The 15195-nt window shown below is 38.4% G+C and carries 19 protein-coding genes; all 19 read right to left on the bottom strand.

Annotation, left to right across the window (positions count from 1 at the left end):
• Positions 1-3: 3 nt before the first annotated feature.
• The 19 genes from pcrA to secY all read right to left on the bottom strand — a co-directional run bounded on the left by pcrA (position 4) and on the right by secY (position 15194).
• Entirely contained in the window at positions 4-2280 is a 2277-nt protein-coding gene (gene pcrA, locus H5S39_RS07675; protein ID WP_182596540.1) for a DNA helicase PcrA, read from the bottom strand.
• A 152-nt stretch (positions 2281-2432) separates the two neighbouring features.
• Positions 2433-3566 (bottom strand): ATP-grasp domain-containing protein, encoded by a 1134-nt coding sequence (locus H5S39_RS07670; protein ID WP_182596541.1) that lies wholly within the window; start codon positions 3564-3566, stop codon positions 2433-2435.
• Positions 3567-3584: 18 nt separating this feature from the next.
• Positions 3585-4160, bottom strand: coding sequence for a xanthine phosphoribosyltransferase (locus H5S39_RS07665; RefSeq protein WP_182596542.1), 576 nt, complete (start codon positions 4158-4160; stop codon positions 3585-3587).
• A gap of 16 nt (positions 4161-4176) precedes the next feature.
• Complete coding sequence (locus H5S39_RS07660) at positions 4177-4797, bottom strand: glycoside hydrolase family 73 protein (protein WP_445666896.1); 621 nt, start codon at positions 4795-4797, stop codon at positions 4177-4179.
• A 148-nt stretch (positions 4798-4945) separates the two neighbouring features.
• Positions 4946-5719, bottom strand: coding sequence for a (S)-acetoin forming diacetyl reductase (locus H5S39_RS07655; protein WP_182596544.1), 774 nt, complete (start codon positions 5717-5719; stop codon positions 4946-4948).
• Between the two features lie 291 nt (positions 5720-6010).
• The gene (gene rpsI / locus H5S39_RS07650) at positions 6011-6412 is read right to left on the bottom strand and encodes a 30S ribosomal protein S9 (protein WP_153709939.1); all 402 of its coding nucleotides are present in this window, start codon (positions 6410-6412) and stop codon (positions 6011-6013) included.
• Between the two features lie 7 nt (positions 6413-6419).
• On the bottom strand, positions 6420-6863 hold the full coding sequence (gene rplM / locus H5S39_RS07645) for a 50S ribosomal protein L13 (protein WP_163704323.1): 444 nt from the start codon (positions 6861-6863) through the stop codon (positions 6420-6422).
• A 105-nt stretch (positions 6864-6968) separates the two neighbouring features.
• Complete coding sequence (gene truA / locus H5S39_RS07640; RefSeq protein WP_182596545.1) at positions 6969-7739, bottom strand: tRNA pseudouridine(38-40) synthase TruA; 771 nt, start codon at positions 7737-7739, stop codon at positions 6969-6971.
• Positions 7740-7753: 14 nt separating this feature from the next.
• Positions 7754-8557 (bottom strand): energy-coupling factor transporter transmembrane component T family protein, encoded by an 804-nt coding sequence (locus tag H5S39_RS07635; RefSeq protein ID WP_182596546.1) that lies wholly within the window; start codon positions 8555-8557, stop codon positions 7754-7756.
• Positions 8554-9414 (bottom strand): energy-coupling factor transporter ATPase, encoded by an 861-nt coding sequence (locus H5S39_RS07630; protein ID WP_182596547.1) that lies wholly within the window; start codon positions 9412-9414, stop codon positions 8554-8556. Before H5S39_RS07630 ends, H5S39_RS07635 begins: the two co-directional genes overlap by 4 nt.
• On the bottom strand, positions 9390-10217 hold the full coding sequence (locus tag H5S39_RS07625) for an energy-coupling factor transporter ATPase (RefSeq protein ID WP_182596548.1): 828 nt from the start codon (positions 10215-10217) through the stop codon (positions 9390-9392). Before H5S39_RS07625 ends, H5S39_RS07630 begins: the two co-directional genes overlap by 25 nt.
• A 224-nt stretch (positions 10218-10441) precedes the next feature.
• Positions 10442-10825, bottom strand: coding sequence for a 50S ribosomal protein L17 (rplQ, locus tag H5S39_RS07620; RefSeq protein WP_182596549.1), 384 nt, complete (start codon positions 10823-10825; stop codon positions 10442-10444).
• A 34-nt stretch (positions 10826-10859) separates the two neighbouring features.
• Positions 10860-11804 carry a DNA-directed RNA polymerase subunit alpha gene (locus H5S39_RS07615; protein WP_153930157.1) on the bottom strand — a complete coding sequence of 315 codons (945 nt, stop codon included), beginning with the start codon at positions 11802-11804 and terminating at the stop codon, positions 10860-10862.
• Between the two features lie 85 nt (positions 11805-11889).
• A complete protein-coding gene (rpsK, locus tag H5S39_RS07610; RefSeq protein ID WP_003664532.1) occupies positions 11890-12279 on the bottom strand; it encodes a 30S ribosomal protein S11 in 390 nt (129 codons plus the stop codon).
• A 35-nt stretch (positions 12280-12314) separates the two neighbouring features.
• Positions 12315-12680: a 30S ribosomal protein S13 gene (gene rpsM / locus H5S39_RS07605; RefSeq protein ID WP_003668778.1), complete on the bottom strand. Its 366-nt coding sequence runs from the start codon at positions 12678-12680 to the stop codon at positions 12315-12317.
• A 31-nt stretch (positions 12681-12711) separates the two neighbouring features.
• The gene (gene rpmJ / locus H5S39_RS07600; protein ID WP_003664535.1) at positions 12712-12831 is read right to left on the bottom strand and encodes a 50S ribosomal protein L36; all 120 of its coding nucleotides are present in this window, start codon (positions 12829-12831) and stop codon (positions 12712-12714) included.
• Between the two features lie 35 nt (positions 12832-12866).
• Positions 12867-13085 carry a translation initiation factor IF-1 gene (infA, locus tag H5S39_RS07595; protein ID WP_003664537.1) on the bottom strand — a complete coding sequence of 73 codons (219 nt, stop codon included), beginning with the start codon at positions 13083-13085 and terminating at the stop codon, positions 12867-12869.
• A gap of 133 nt (positions 13086-13218) precedes the next feature.
• Positions 13219-13878: an adenylate kinase gene (locus H5S39_RS07590; protein ID WP_182596550.1), complete on the bottom strand. Its 660-nt coding sequence runs from the start codon at positions 13876-13878 to the stop codon at positions 13219-13221.
• Positions 13878-15194, bottom strand: a complete 1317-nt coding sequence (gene secY, locus H5S39_RS07585; protein ID WP_182596551.1) for a preprotein translocase subunit SecY — start codon at positions 15192-15194, stop codon at positions 13878-13880. Before secY ends, H5S39_RS07590 begins: the two co-directional genes overlap by 1 nt.
• Position 15195 lies beyond the last annotated feature (1 nt).

Below are 15195 nucleotides of genomic sequence, written 5' to 3'. Positions count from 1 at the left end.
TCATTATTTTTGTACTTTTGTAATTGGAGCAAAACTAGCGAGTAACCGCTTGATGCCTTGACTTGGAAAGGCAATATCTAACTCCATGTCATTGCCTGCACCATTAACCTTCACAACAGTTCCCTGACCCCACTTTTTATGCTCAACTTTATCGCCTGTTTTCCAGCTAACCTTATCTGCACCGGTACCGGTATTAGTAATTGGCTTTACACGCTTTCCAGCATTACGATAGGTCCGTTTTGCTCGTTGATCACGGTAAGTTGAGGCGGTAGCTGCTGCCTTTCCAAACGGTAAATCTTTATCACTAATTGACTTTCCGGAAGGAGTGTTCTCAAATTCTAATAAATCAGGATTGATTTCTTCGACAAATCTTGAAGGCTGATTTCTTTGCACCCGGCCATAAAGTAGACGAGAAAATGCATTAGTCATGTATAACTTCTTCTTTGCCCGGGTAATCCCAACATAAGCAAGCCGGCGTTCTTCTTCAAGCTCATCATCTTCCATCAGAGCACGAGAAAGCGGAAAAATTCCTTCTTCCATCCCCACTAAAAAGACAACTGGGAATTCGAGTCCCTTAGCAGCATGAAGAGTCATCAGGGTAACTGCCGGTGCTTGCTCATCAACATCATCTTGATCAGATACAAGTGCAAGGTCTGCTAAGAAATTAGTGATTTTTTGAATATTCGAATCATCATCGTCTTTATGCTGTTCATCATATTCCTGCGTTACCGATTTAAATTCATCTAAGTTCTCACGGCGGGCCTGTGCTTCAAGACTTCGATCATCATTTAGCATCTTGTTATAACCGCTTAACTCAAGGATTTGTTCAGTTAAATCAGTTAAATTAAGGTATTCCGCTTGCTTAGTTAAATTGGCCATTAGTTGACCAAACGCGTCGATCTTTCCGCGTGTCCGGGCCGTAATCTCATTAGCCGTATCAACGTTTTGGGAGGCCTTAAGGAGTGTCCAGCCATTATCACTTGCAAAGCTTCTCAAGTGTTCCACGCTCGTCATTCCAATTCCACGCTTAGGAGTATTCACGACTCGCTCAAAGCTCATGGAATCAGCTGGATTAACAATCAATGTTAAGTACGCAAGGATATCACGAATTTCCCGCCGGTCATAGAACTTATGACCACCAACCATCGTATATGGAACACTACTTTTGAGGAAAGTTTCTTCGATCATCCGTGATTGCGCGTTTGTCCGGTAAAGAACGGCAAAATCATTGAAATGATAGCCGTTTTTCTCTTGCTCCTCTTTAATCTTGGAAACAATAAACTGCGCTTCATCATGCTCATTTTGTGCTCGGTAATACGAAATTTTATCTCCCTGACCATTTTCTGTCCAAAGATTCTTTTTCTTCCGGTAGAGGTTGTTTGCAATGACTTCGTTAGCCGCATTTAAAATAGTTTGGGTAGAACGGTAATTTTGTTCAAGCATTACTGTTTTTGCTTGGGGATAATCATGTTCAAAATTAAGGATATTATTCATATTGGCACCGCGCCAGCCATAGATACTCTGGTCCGCATCCCCAACCACACAAAGATTCTGATACTTTTGTGCTAATAAGTTAACAAGACGGTACTGAGCATCATTAGTGTCCTGGTACTCATCAACGTGAATATAATGAAATTTATCTTGATAAAACTCAAGTGTTTCTTGGTCGCTTTCTAACAATTCAATCGTTTTCATAATTAAATCATCGAAATCTAAGGCCTGATTAGCTTCTAGTTCTTGTTGATAAAGCTTATATGCCCGAGCAACCATATTTTCAAACATACTATTAGCTTCTTTACTATAGTCATCAGGCGTCATAAGAGCATTTTTAGCATTAGAAATTGCACTCAGAATGCTCCGTGGGTCAAATTTTTTAGTATCAATATTTAATTCTGCACAAATTCGCTTCATTAGCGTCCGCTGTTCACTAGTATCAGCAATCGTAAACGCTCGGTTATAGCCAATTTTTTCAATATCTCGCCGTAAAATTCGAACACATAAGGCATGGAAAGTCGATACCCAAATCTCATTAGCGCTCTCCCCTAATAACTTACCAACTCGTTCCTTCATTTCACGGGCTGCCTTGTTAGTAAAGGTAATTGCCAAAATATTCCACGGTAACACACCGTTTTCTTCGATTAAATAGGCGACCCGATGCGTTAATACCCGTGTTTTTCCAGAACCAGCTCCCGCCATTACTAAAAGCGGTCCCTCAGTAGTTAAAACTGCTTCAGATTGCTTGTCGTTCATTCCTTCTAATAATACTTGACCGTTGTTCACGCTATTCCATCCTCTCTAAATTTTCATCGGCTAATATTATACCAAATTAGGCCTTTATTCGGGGATAAAATCGAACATATGTTAGGAAAAATTAAAGAGACTGTGACACCTGTCCTCAGTCCCTCTTATTAGATATTCATTACCTAACAAACTCATGCTTGATCTTTCCACACTTCTGTATCATCTACCTGATTCTTTAATGCAGCTAGGTTATCATTACCAGTAACCCAAACAAATCCTAAAATCGCTTGATCATCGTCTCCAATATCATTAAAGAATCTAAACTGCCAATTATTCTTAAGCAACCATTGGCGTTGGATTGCCCGTGATTGATAATTCCGAATGACCATCAACAACCCAGTTTGAAGAGGCGTAACCACATGAAGAGGCATTCCAACAGCACTTCTTAATTGCTCTTCATACTGGTTAATATTAGCAGTTGCATCATAAACATTAGCAATTGAGGTTAACCCCGGCTCAATATTTTTTACGTATAGGGTCCCTGTTGAGGTGACATAGAAATTAATTGAGAAAACACCCTTATACTCAAGAGAAGCTGCAACGCTTTTTATAATACGTTGCATTTCTTTTAGCATATCATCATGAACACTTGCTGGTGTTGCAACCGAAATTAATTGTCGTTCTTTATTGTACTGCAGCTGGGCTAAAGGATAGATCTCTGTCTCTTTGCCGTCAGTTGCTGCTGTCATTGTATATTCATTTGTGTGGTCGATCCATGACTCTAAAAGGTACGTCCCAGTATCAATAAAATCAGCCGCACGAGTAATATCAGATTGCCGTTCAATCAGCATCGAATTCTCACCAATTCCGCGTTGAATTGGCTTTAATAAAGCAGGATAACCAATCGAATCAATTGATTGATATACATCGTCCAAGCTAACGACTGTTACATATGGAGCGATATTAATATTTACTTGGTCTAAGAATGCTCGTTCCATTAAACGATCTTGAACAATTTCTAAGGCATTGATTCCCTGTGGAATTACAGCATATTTACTTAAATAATGCAGAACCCGTGAATCAACGTTCGGCGTCTGATAAATAATTGCATCACAAGCTTCACCAAACTGTGTCAATTTTACTCGATCATTAAAGACACCTACCATTGTAAAATCAGCCATCTTAGTTACTGACGGTTGTGAGCGGTCGACATATACGCCAACATTGAAGCCAGCTCTTTTAGCAGCAGCAATTAACGCGGCCCCGTTTCGATTAATCCCGATAATTCCTAAAGTACTACCCGGGTAAATAGCATTTCTGCTCATTAGATCACACTCCCCTTATTAGTCTTTTACGAATTTAACTTTATTATCGCTCAATGATTGGATTCGTGCCAATGATTCAATACGAATCCCTCGTTCTTTTAGCTTACTAGCACCTGGTTGAAAGCTCTTTTCAATAACAATTCCTGCCCCAGCTACATCGACACCAGCTTGATCAGCAATCTCAAGCAGCCCTTCAACAGCTTGTCCATTAGCTAAAAAGTCATCAATCATTAAAATCTTATCATCTGACTCTACATATTTTTTAGAAATTGAAATTCGATTAGTTGTCTTTTTAGTATAAGAATATACATCTGCAGTATACATATCTTGGTTTAATGTAAGACTCTTATGTTTTCGAGCAAATATAACAGGAAGCTGCATTTCTAAGCCTGTCATAACAGCAGGAGCAATCCCCGATGACTCTACTGTCCAAATTTTAGTTATTCCCTCGTTTGCAAACAACTTAGCAAATTGCTGCCCAATATGAAGCATCAACTGTGTGTCAACTTGATGGTTTAGAAAGGCATCAACTTTTAAGACGTTTCCTGGTAAAACAGTCCCATACTTTTCAATCTTTTCTTCTAATTCTTTCATCGTTGAACACTCCCTATTACTTATCATAGTTATATAACTTATAGGTTTTAATTACCGAGATAAGTTTTTGTGCATAATCGGGGTCAGTTGCATAACCTGAATCTTGTAAACCTTGTGCCGCTTCTTGATAACTCGTTGCATGGACAACTTTATCGTAATTTTGTTGATTGGTATCCGTTCCATTTAACATCAAGCGGGTATGATCTTTAATTGAGTCGCTCCAACTATCATAAACTCGGAAACGACCTTTGATCACAATCCATTTACCATTAACATATTCCTTTGTCGTCATCAATTGCGAATTAGGTCCAGTTCCCTTAATACCAAATAAGTTATGATATTGCGATGCTAATTTACTTGTTCCCCATTGAGATTCTAAAATTGCCTGAGCAATCGTAATTGAAGCATAAACATGATACGTATTCTGCATAGCCTGTGCTTCAGGAGCAACCTGTTGAATAAATAATTGTTTAGCACGGCGATCCTTTTCTCGTGCCTCCTGTTCAATTCGTTGTTGATTCCAAATTCGATAAAAATGGTGACCAACATAAACTCCTAGAAAAATAACAATAATAGCTAGTATTCCAACAACCCATTTTCGTCCTGAATGTCGCTTTTTGCTTCTCCGTTTTGCCACAAGCTGTGCCTCCTCTTTTCTACTAGTTATTAATTGTAGCAAAATCCATTCAATTTGGGTTAATTTATCGCAATATTTTTAGAAGAAGTTAAAAAAGGACCGTGACAGATTGTTGTCATGATCCTTTTTCACCTAACAGGTCGTAATTTTAATGAAATTGCATTCCACCATCAACAATAATCGTTTGTCCAGTAACATAGTTTGAATCAGGACCAGCCAAAAAGCCAACAACATTAGCAACATCTTCCGGTTCAGAAAGACGCTTCAAAGCAATATTCTTAGCAAATGTCTGCATTCCCCATTCATCACTCTTACCAGCATTCTTACCCACTTGATGAGCAATATCAAACATCATTGGTGTCTTAACAATTCCTGGAGCATAAGCATTAACAGTAATCCCTTCATCAGCTAGATCACGGGCAGCCACTTGAGTAATTCCCCGAATAGCAAACTTAGTGCCGGAATAAAGAGCAAGGTTTGGATTACCAACCACCCCTGCTTGTGAAGTAGCATTAATGATTTTTCCACCATGACCTAATTTTTTAAATGCTTGATGGGCTGCTTGAATTCCCCAAAGAACACCGCCAACATTTACACCATAAACCTTGTTAAATTGTTCTGGCGTAATTGTGTCAATTGGCGTAGTTGGACCAAGGCCTGCATTATTAACAATCACATTAAAATCACCAAAATGATCAACTGTCTTTTCAACTGCAGTAAATATAGCATCACGATCAGAAACATCCGCAACGAGTGGTAGCACTTCGCCACCCTTTTCTTCAAGTTCGTTAGCAGTTGCTTGTAATTTATCCTTTTCTAAGGCTACTAAAGCAACAGCAAAGCCATCATTAACTAATCGTTCTGCAATTGCTTTCCCAATTCCTTGACTACCACCAGTAACTAGCGCAACTTTTTTAGCCATAATTTAACCTCCTCAATATGTACAAATACTTATAACGATTACATTATAAATCTTTTAAGCTACATAAAAAAGAAATAAACATTATAATACGTAACGTCAAAAACAAATTTGTAATTATACCTTACGCTAACTATATTTTAAAAACAAGAGAGGCTTTTATTATTGCTCACATAATTGATGTTTGTTTCGTATGCTTCCCTCACGTACGTATTCAATCAGGTTTTAAGCACTAAATAAAAAAAAGAAGTCAGATAAAAATCCAACTTCTTTTGGAAGCGATAATCGAAAATATTAACGCTTACTGAATTGAGCAGCCTTACGAGCTTTCTTAAGACCTGGCTTACGACGTTCCTTCATACGAGGGTCACGAGTTAAGAGGCCAGCCTTCTTTAAAGCGTCACGGAAGTCTGGATCAACAGCGAGAAGTGCACGGGCGATACCGTGACGAACTGCACCTGCTTGACCAGAGAATCCACCACCATTAACGTTAGCTAAAACATCGTATTGACCTTCTGTCTTAGTAACACCAAATGGTTGGTTAACGATAGCACGTAAGTTGGCAAATGGAATGTAGTCTTCAATTGCCTTGCCGTTCATCGTAATCTTACCTGAACCTGGTACTAAGCGAACACGTGCGGTTGCATCTTTACGCCGACCAGTACCACTGTATTGTACTTGTTGAGCCAATTCCATTCCCTCCTTAGATTAAGTTAGTAATATCTAAAACTTCTGGGTTTTGTGCAGCATGCTTGTGGTCTTCACCAGCATAAACATGTAACTTCAAACCTTGCTTGTGACCAAGAGAGTTATGTGGAAGCATACCCTTAATAGCAGTTTCCAATAACTTTTCTGGTTCCTTTGCACGGAAGTCACCAGCAGTCCGTTGCTTCAAACCACCAGGGTAGTTTGAGTGACGGTAGTACATCTTTTGAGATGCCTTCTTACCAGTTAACTTAACTTGCGCAGCGTTGATAACGATAACGTAATCACCAGTATCAACGTGTGGAGTAAATGTTGGTTTGTTCTTACCACGCAAAATTGATGCGACTGCTGATGCTAAACGACCCATTGGGACATCCTTAGCATCGACAACGTACCACTTGCGATCAACTTCACCAGGTTTTGCGATGTATGTCGTTCTCACGATTAAGTCCTCCAATTTTGTTTTTCTTTTACATATAATAGTGTACCGAGTTATTAGATGGAAAAGAAATACCAATGGCTAGTATACCTTCTTCTAGCTCCTACGTCAATCCTTTTCATCATTTGTTCCGTAATCAACATTAATTAAATATAATCCACTTGCTGGAGCAGTCATTCTCGCTTGTGTCCGATCTTTAGCGGCTAAAACACGCTCTACATCATCAATTGGGCGCTGTCCAGCACCAATTTCTAATAAAAAGGCTACCATGATTCGAACTTGATTATATAAGAAACCATTACCAGTAAAGTCAAACACAACTTCATTTCTTAACTCATCACGAATAATTGTAATATTTTCAATCGTTCGAACATTGCTCTTAGCTTGACTTCCTGACGCAACAAAGCTGGTAAAATCATGGGTTCCAATTAAGCCCTTTGCAGCTTGACGCATTTTATCTAAATCGACCGGTTGCTTAAAATGGGCCGTATAATTACGCTTAAAGGGATTAACAAACTCCCCTTGATCCACGCGATAACGATAGGTTTTACGGTGGACACTGTACCGAGCATGAAAATCATTATTAACTAGTTCTGTCTTCTTAATTAGAATATCTAACGGCAAAATGCTATTTAATGCTTTACGCATCGATTCATTACTTAAGTGGTATGGAATATCAAAGTGTGCAACTTGATTGACTGCGTGAACTCCAGCATCAGTTCGTCCAGATCCAATCACTGAAATTGCCGGGTTAGGATGCTTAGCAATCTTATTCACTGCATTCTTTAATGTTTGCTCCACAGTCCGCTTATTCGGTTGAATTTGAAAACCAGAAAAATTAGTCCCATCGTAAGCAAAAGTTATTTTATAACGATACATTATTTACTTCCTTATCAAAAAAATATACGTATACTAAACAGTCCGATTACAACAATAATCAATCCAAGCCCAGCCCAGGCATCACGTGAGTGCCATGTTAGTTGCCGATAATGAGTTCGCACAGCATTAGGATCATATCCACGCGCTTCCATGGCTGTTGCTAGTTCTTCTGCCCGCTTAAATGAGTTAACAAAAAGCGGAATAAGAATTGGAACAAGATGCTTAATACGAGTCAAAATATTACCATCATTAAAATTCATACCCCGTGCTCGCTGTGCCTTCATAATCTTACTAGTCTCATCCATAATAGTTGGAACAAAGCGCAACGCTATTGAGAGCATTAAAGTAATCTGATTCACTGGGACTTTAATTATTTTGAGAGGCTTCATAATCCACGCTAAAGCATCGGCAATTTGAAACGTAGGGGTTGTTGCAGTAAGAACCGTTGATGCCGTAATAATAACAATAAAACGATAAAAGATAATTAACGAATTAATTAATCCATCATAAGTAATTGCCATAATCCCCCAGTGCCAATATGTTTTTCCACCACTACTAAATAAAATCTGAAATGCAACTGTAATCAAGATTATTAAAAAAAGTGGCTTTATCCCTTGCCAATACTGTTTAACGGCAACATTACTTAATTTAATAGCTAGCAAAAGAGCTAAAAAAAGCCATAATCCTGTTAACCAACTATTAACAAAAAAGATCAGAATGACAAAAGCAATGCACATTATCAGTTTGATTCGAGGATCAAGGCGGTGAAGAATTGATTTTACTGGTACATAACTTCCAAAAACAATTTTATTAGTCATCGTTTTCTCCCCATTACTTTAACAATTTCATCTGCTAATTCCTCTAACGACAATGGTTCTGTATTTGTTAATTTTGCTCCTTTATTATTAAGGAATTGAGCAATTTCCACAGATACCGGTAATGTTAACGATAGGTTTATTAAATCATCTGGGTGACTAAACAGCTGTTGCGGAGTTGTGTCAGCAATAATTGTCCCTTTATTCATTGCAATTACACGATTAGCATAACTAGCTACTTGCTCCATTTGGTGGGTCACCATTATGATAGTCGTTCCATTATCGTTAAGCTTTTTTATGAGTGTAAGTAACTCATTTGTTGCTTGGGTATCTAATCCAGCAGTTGGTTCATCAAGGATTAAAATACTTGGTTTCATTGCCAATACACCGGCAATAGCTACTCTCCTCATTTGACCACCGGAAAGAGCAAACGGTGACCGTGACTTCAACTCTAAAGGTAGACCAACCATCATTAACGCCCGATCTATTGCCACTTGTATTTTTTCTTCAGACCAGCCTAAATTATGCGGACCAAAAGCAATATCTTCAGCAACAGTTTCTGCAAAAAGCTGTTGCTCTGGAAATTGAAAAACAAAACCAACATGATGATGTATTTTGCTTAATTGACTTGCCTTAGCAGTAGCGTCAATAGTCATTCCTGCGATATTAAGCTGTCCACTATCTGGCTGAATTAAGCCATCAATTAAAGATACTAGTGTAGATTTCCCGCTACCGGTTTGACCAACAATTGCAACAAAATCCTGCTCTTGAATTGTGAGTGAAACCCCAGCTAGGGCCTCCGTCGTTGTATTTGGATATGTATAGTGAAGATTTGTTACTGTAACTGCTGACTTAACCAATTTTTTAACTCCTCTAAATTTAAATATCTGTTAGGAAGATTAATTCCTCGTGTAGCCAATAATAATTGTAATCGTTGACTAACTGGAATGCCTACACCGATTTCAGTTAATAATTTTTCATTTTTAAGAACATCAGCCGCTGCCCCCTGCTTTACGATCTGGGCATCGTTTATCACAATAATATTATCTGCTAATTCAATTTCATCGAGGTCATGAGTGATAGAGATAATTGAAATACCTTGTTCATCTCTTAACCTTTTAAGGAGGGTAAGAATTTCTTTGCGTGCTAACGGATCCAACATACTAGTTGCTTCATCAAGGATTATTATCTTCGGCATCAAAGCTAAAATCCCCGCAAGCGCAACACGTTGCTTTTGACCACCTGAAAGATTGATTGGCTCTACGTCTTTATATTTAAGCATTCCCACCATTTCTAAAGCATCGTTTATTTTTTTCTCCATTTTTTCTGGCAGAACTTGTCGATTTTCTAAGCCAAACGCTACATCATCAGCTACTGTTGCCCCCACAAATTGATTTTCTGGGTTTTGAAATACAAAGCCAATTTGTTGATGAATTATTCCCAATGTTGCTTCAGATACACGAATTCCATCAATTTCAATAGACCCTGCAGTAGGAATAAGTAACCCATCAATTAGACGAGCAAGGGTACTTTTACCACTACCATTATGACCAATAATTGCAGTCCAAGATGCTGGCTCAACATTAAAACTAATATTTTTTAAAACAGGTGCCTTACTATCCGGATATTTGAATGTAATATTTCGTACCTTAATCCCAGCCACAGTAGTTCCTCGCTTTTTAGATAATCAGTTAAGTATATTTTAGCAAAGTCAGTAAAATTATCTATAAAAAAATAATTTAAAATAAAAAATCACTTACCATTGAAGTGCGCGAGGGTTTCCCGCATTCAAGCTAGACTAGGGGATAACCCCACCATCATAACACTCTATACTATCAATGATAGTGATTCTTTATTACGTATTTAAAATTAGTATAAACAAATTAATTAGTCTACTAATTCAAGAATAACCATTGGTGCACCATCACCACGACGAGGCATGGTCTTTAAGATGCGTGTGTAACCACCGTTACGATCTGCATACTTTGGAGCAAGTTCTTCAAAAAGGTTTTGAAGAGCTGATTGTACACGAATGTTGTCGCCATCTTCTTTAACATCAGCAACAACATTGCGAATAAATGCAGCTGCTTTACGACGAGATGCTAAATCACCATGCTTAGCAAGTGTGATCATCTTATCAGCAGTCTTACGAACTTCCTTGGCACGTGCCTCAGTAGTCGTAATGCGACCATTAACGATTAAATCTGTTGTTAAATCACGTAATAAAGCCTTACGTTGTGAACTTGTACGTCCTAATTTACGGTAACTCATAAAGTGGTTCCCTCCTTTGCGTTTGGTATATTAATTAATCATCTTGGCGGAATGAAACACCAAGATCATTTAACTTAAGTTTAATTTCTTCTAACGACTTTTGTCCTAAGTTCCGAACTTTCATCATGTCAGACACTGTTCTATCAGTTAATTCTTTAACAGTATTGATGCCTGCTCTCTTCAAACAGTTGTAAGAACGAACAGAAAGATCCAGCTCTTCAATTGTCATTTCGAGCATTTTTTCTTTATGTGTTTCTTCCTTTTCAACCATTACTTGAGCATTTTGAGCTGTTTCAGTCAAATCAACAAACATAGCTAAGTGTTCAGTCAAAATCTTTGCACCTAGACTAACTGCTTCAGTTGGTGTCAATGAACCATCAGTCCAAACATCCAACGTTAACTTATCATAGTCGTTACGTTGACCAACCCGTGCATTTTCAACAGTGTAATTTACACGTTCGATTGGGGTATAGATGGAATCAATTGGCAAAACACCAATCGCAAGATCATCCATCCGGGCCTTATTATCGTTAGCAGAAAGGTAACCGCGACCCTTATCAGCAGTTAACTTGATGTGTAATTCTGCGCCATCAGCAACAGTTGCAATATGCAGATCAGGATTTAAAATTGTAACTTCATTATCACCCTGGATATCACTTGCAGTTACTTCAGCAGGTCCCTTAACATCTAATTCAAGATCCTTTTGATCCTCAGAATCAATCTTTAAGGAAACTTTTTTTAGATTCAAGATAATCTGCGTAACATCCTCAGTTACACCTTCAACAGTGCTAAATTCATGTAAAACACCATCAATTTGCATACTCGTAATTGCTGCACCTGGTAATGATGCAATTAATACACGTCTTAACGAGTTACCGAGAGTGGTTCCATAACCGCGCTCAAGTGGTTCTACGACAAATTTGCCATAGTTATCTGTCTCTTCAACTTTGTGAATATTTGGCTTTTCAAATTCGATCATTCTATCCTTGTACCCCTTTCAAAACGTGGTTCGTATTTGAGACGAAAAGGCAATTGATGGAAATAATTGTCTCCAGCAATGTCAATTAAACACGACGACGCTTTGGAGGACGAGAACCATTGTGAGGAACAGGTGTTACATCACGAATAGCAGTAACTTCCAACCCAGTTGCTTGAAGTGCACGAATAGCAGCTTCACGACCTGAACCTGGACCCTTAACTTCTACTTCAACAGTCTTCATACCGTGTTCCATAGCTTGCTTAGCAGCAGCTTCTGAAGCCATTTGTGCGGCAAATGGAGTAGACTTCCGACTACCTTTAAAGCCTAATACACCGGCTGATGACCATGCTACAGCATTACCTTGAACATCGGTAATCATAATTAAAGTGTTATTAAATGTTGAGTGAATGTGCGCAACACCAGTTTCAACATTCTTTTTTGCACGACGCTTACGCGTACCTTTTTTGGTTGCCATATCTAGTACTAACCTCCTTTTTTATTAAAGTAAAATTACTTCTTCTTGTTAGCGATCGCAACGGCTTTACCCTTCCGTGTACGAGCATTGTTCTTGGTATGTTGACCACGAACAGGTAAACCACGACGATGACGCATACCACGGTATGAACCAATTTCTTGAAGTCGCTTAATATTCATTGAAACTTCACGACGCAAGTCACCTTCTACTTGGATCTGGTCAACTTGTGCACGAATCTTTTCTTCTTGATCAGGAGTTAAATCGCGTACACGAATATCTTCTGATACACCAGCGTTTTCAAGAATCTTCTTAGCGGTAGAATCACCAATACCGAAAATATATGTTAAGCCGATTACGATTCGCTTGTCACGAGGTAAATCGACACCTGCAATACGAGCCATGGGCTACACCTCCATTTCTTTAAATAATAAATTACTTACCTTGACGTTGCTTATGCTTTGGGTTAGCAGAGCAAATAACCATTACGCGACCATTACGCTTAACAATCTTGCAGTGCTCACACATCTTTTTAACAGATGGTCTTACTTTCATTATATAAATCCTCCTAGAGAGTAATTGATCAATAACTACTTGAACCGGAAAGTAATACGACCTTTTGTAAGATCATATGGAGACATTTCAACCTTTACACGGTCACCTGGTAAAATCTTGATATAATGCATCCGTATTTTTCCAGAAACGTGGGCTAAAATCTCTGCACCATTTTCCAATTCAACTTTAAACATTGCATTAGGTAAAGTTTCAGTAACCTTACCTTCAACTTCTATCACATCGGCTTTTGCCACGAAATAGTACCTCCTTACCTAATCTAGATATTACGTAAAAATGGTGGAAAGTACAATACTTCCCACTATTCAGATAGATAAACCTTGCATAGTTTAGCATAACTTTATAAACTTCGCAAGATATAACTATTATCTAGTTAAGGTTAGTTAATACTTTCTTGATATCATCGTAAACTTTATCGATATCTTGTTCACCATTAATTTCGTGCAAAACACCTTGCTTTTGGTAATAGTCTACCAGTGGTGTGTTCAACTTAATATTAACATCTAGACGATTTTTAACCGTTTCAGGCTTATCATCATCACGTTGATAAAATTCATGGTGACCACAAACGTCACATGTACCTTCAACCTTAGGAGCATTGTATATCTTATGATAAGTAGCTCCACAATTGCGGCAAATAAAACGTCCACTTAAACGTTCTACCAATACGTCCGGCTCGACGTGAATATTGATCACAGCATCAAGATGCCGACCACTCTCTGCTAGCATCTTATCCAATGCATCAGCTTGGTTTAGATTACGAGGGAAACCATCGAGCATAAAGCCATCTTTAGTATCATCTTGAGCTAACCGTTCTTTCACGATACCATTGGTAACTTCATCTGGAACAAGTTCACCTTTATCAATATACTTCTTTGCTTCAATTCCCATTGGAGTTTTATTCTTCATAGCAGCTCGGAAAATATCTCCAGTAGAAATATGTGGAATTGAAAAGTCTTCTACGATTTTTTGAGCCTGTGTACCTTTACCGGCACCAGGAAGACCCATTAATACAAGGTTCATACTCATTAGTTATTTCCTCCTTTTGGTTCACGAATAAATCCAATATATTCACGCTTCATTGTTAGTCCATTTAATTGTCGAACAACATCTAAAGCAATTTGTACGATAATCAGCAAACTTGTACCACCTAAACCAATTGATTGACTTAGGTTCCATACATTACTTGCAATTAACGGAATTAGAGAAATTAACCCTAAGAATAGTGAACCAACTGTACTTAACCGCATTAACAATGAAGAAATATAATCTTGTGTACCTTTTCCGGGACGAACACCAGAAATATAACTTCCTTGCTTCTGTAGGTTTTCAGCAAGTTTCTCTGGGTTAACCTGAACAAAGGCATAGAAAAAGGTAAATACAACAATCAAAAATACATACAGTGCGATCCCAGGACCAGATTGCATGTTAAAAATGGTCGTCATGATTTGATACCAACTATCCCCACCATGATTTTGCTGGAAAGCCATCAAAATTGTTTGAGGCGTTGATATAAACGAACCGGCAAAAATAACGGGAATAACACCCGATACGTTAATCTTTAGGGGAAGATAACTGCTTGAAGGAGAAGTAGTAGTTCTTCTTGTATATTGAATTGGCAAACGACGCTCAGCTTGTTGTACCCATGTAACAAAAGCTACAATAATTAAAATAGCAACAATAACTAAAGCTACAAAGCCAATACCAATCCACAAAGCTGAACCAGATTCACCTGCAATTTGATCATCCCATAACTGGCGAATACCACCAGGCATCTGTGCAACAATACCAGCAAAAATTAACATAGAAACACCATTACCTAAACCACGTTCGGTAATCATGTCCCCCATCCAGGTAGCAAACATTGTACCTGCAGTTAAAATCAGTCCGATTGTTAGATATGTCTGAACACCTGGGTGATTAACTAAACGAATAGTACTTAATGCATTAAACCCGGCGGTAATACCAATCGACTGGATAAAGCCAAGTACAATCGTTAACCATCGGGTTGCTTGATTAAGTTTTCGCCGTCCGACTTCCCCTTGTTTACTCCATTCAACAAAACGCGGAACAATATCCATCTGTAATAGTTGAACAACAATTTGAGCAGTAATATATGGAGAAACACCCATTGCAAACAATGAATAGTTCTCCAGTCCACCACCACTAAAGGTATTGAGGATCGATGCTAAACCGGTTGAGGAGATTTCCTGCAAAGCAGCAGCGTTAACTCCAGGAACGGTAATCGCTGCCCCAATCCGATAGACAATCAATACAAACAATGTAAAGAAAATCTTTTTACGGATATCTTTTACTTTGAATGCATTTTTGACGGCTGTGAACAAA

Source organism: Limosilactobacillus rudii (assembly GCF_014145455.1).
Taxonomy (GTDB): Bacteria; Bacillota; Bacilli; order Lactobacillales; family Lactobacillaceae; genus Limosilactobacillus; species Limosilactobacillus rudii.
The sequence above is the reverse complement of the archived record's forward strand: the minus strand, read 5'-3'. Positions and strand labels throughout refer to the sequence as shown.

Coding starts and splice junctions, on each gene's coding strand:
- rpsI (WP_153709939.1), bottom strand. CDS start 6,412: ATGGAATTGGCTCAACAAGTACAATACAGTGGTACTGGTCGGCGTAAA.
- rpmJ (WP_003664535.1), bottom strand. CDS start 12,831: ATGAAAGTAAGACCATCTGTTAAAAAGATGTGTGAGCACTGCAAGATT.
- H5S39_RS07615 (WP_153930157.1), bottom strand. CDS start 11,804: ATGATCGAATTTGAAAAGCCAAATATTCACAAAGTTGAAGAGACAGAT.
- H5S39_RS07670 (WP_182596541.1), bottom strand. CDS start 3,566: ATGAGCAGAAATGCTATTTACCCGGGTAGTACTTTAGGAATTATCGGG.
- H5S39_RS07665 (WP_182596542.1), bottom strand. CDS start 4,160: ATGAAAGAATTAGAAGAAAAGATTGAAAAGTATGGGACTGTTTTACCA.
- H5S39_RS07590 (WP_182596550.1), bottom strand. CDS start 13,878: ATGAGTATGAACCTTGTATTAATGGGTCTTCCTGGTGCCGGTAAAGGT.
- rpsK (WP_003664532.1), bottom strand. CDS start 12,279: ATGGCAACCAAAAAAGGTACGCGTAAGCGTCGTGCAAAAAAGAATGTT.
- H5S39_RS07655 (WP_182596544.1), bottom strand. CDS start 5,719: ATGGCTAAAAAAGTTGCGCTAGTTACTGGTGGTAGTCAAGGAATTGGG.
- rpsM (WP_003668778.1), bottom strand. CDS start 12,680: ATGGCTCGTATTGCAGGTGTCGATTTACCTCGTGACAAGCGAATCGTA.
- rplQ (WP_182596549.1), bottom strand. CDS start 10,825: ATGAGTTACCGTAAATTAGGACGTACAAGTTCACAACGTAAGGCTTTA.
- H5S39_RS07635 (WP_182596546.1), bottom strand. CDS start 8,557: ATGACTAATAAAATTGTTTTTGGAAGTTATGTACCAGTAAAATCAATT.
- truA (WP_182596545.1), bottom strand. CDS start 7,739: ATGTATCGTTATAAAATAACTTTTGCTTACGATGGGACTAATTTTTCT.